Here is a 341-nt window from a genome sequence, read left to right as displayed (position 1 = left end):
TAGTGTCCTGCGCCGGAGATCCGTCGGCAGAAACGGGCCAGGGATTCGAGGATCTCTTCAGCTGTCTTGGTCCAGATGAACGGCTTGGGGTCCTCGTTCCAGTTCTTGACCCAGCGGCGGATGTCGGCTTCAAGGGCCTGGACGTTCTTGTGTGCGCCCCGGCGGATCATCTGGTCGGCCAGGAAGCCGAACCACCGCTCGACCTGGTTGATCCAGGAGGACCCAGTGGGCGTGAAGTGCATGTGAAAGCGTGGGTGCTTAGCCAGCCACGTCCTGATCGCGGGCGTCTTGTGGGTGCCGTAGTTGTCGCAGATCAGGTGGATCTGGAGGTGCGCCGGCAC

General features: G+C 62.5%; 1 protein-coding gene. It reads right to left on the bottom strand.

The genetic code is table 11. The features are described 5' to 3' along the window. Nucleotides 1-341 (bottom strand): transposase (locus tag AC5WS8_RS39440; RefSeq protein WP_496108283.1); only part of this gene is annotated, 341 nt, incomplete at both ends.

This window comes from Streptomyces sp. PTL18, from assembly GCF_059510295.1.
This window is presented reverse-complemented; position numbering and strand designations above follow the sequence as displayed.